Origin of the sequence: Vibrio genomosp. F10 str. 9ZD137 (assembly GCF_049974785.1) — a bacterium.
Classification (GTDB): Bacteria; Pseudomonadota; Gammaproteobacteria; order Enterobacterales; family Vibrionaceae; genus Vibrio.
On the sequence record NZ_JBNGCJ010000196.1, the window covers coordinates 1 to 665 of the forward strand.

At 48.4% G+C, this 665-nt stretch carries 1 protein-coding gene; it reads left to right on the plus strand.

Features of this window, described 5'->3' with window-relative positions:
• On the plus strand, positions 1 to 665 hold a 665-nt coding region (locus ACP45E_RS02520), incomplete at both ends, for an Ig-like domain-containing protein (RefSeq protein ID WP_241824252.1).

Here is a 665-nt window from a genome sequence, read left to right on the forward strand (position 1 = left end):
CCGCTCTTCCGATCTCCTTTGATGATGAAGGTGCGAAGCTGACCGAGAAAACGGTAGAGCTGTCGGTTGAGACTGAGTCGACAGCCGCTAACCCTCCAATCGTGGATTTTATTTCTCCGGAAGCGGGATCTACTCATCAAAAAGGAGAAACCGTCACGATCGAAGCGAATGTCGTGGATGCCGATAATGACCTGGCCAGTGTTAAATTTTTTGCGAACGATGTTGAAGTCTGCCACCTAGATACGCAAACCAACCACGATTTGTCTTGTGATTGGACGCCTCAAACGGCAGGTACAGCGTCAATTCGTGTTGAAGCAGAGGACGATGAACAACATGTCACTCATGAAAGTTTAACCATCACAGTAACGGACACGAGCAACAGTTGTGGCGATGTTCCTCAGTACGAAGATGGTGTGGCTTACAAAATGGGTGATGAAGTCACCAACGTTGGCAATATCTATTCCTGTGAGGTCGCGGGATGGTGTGGTAATTCGGTTTGGACTCCAGGCACTGGCGATCCTAATTACCCAGATGCATGGAAAGATGCTTGGAATGAAGTCGGCCAATGCGACCATAACCCTGTACCAGAAGTGCGTGTACAATCGCCCCAAAGTGGGAACAAATTATCGCCTAATCAGCCATTTGAAGATCGGAAGAGCTGTTCA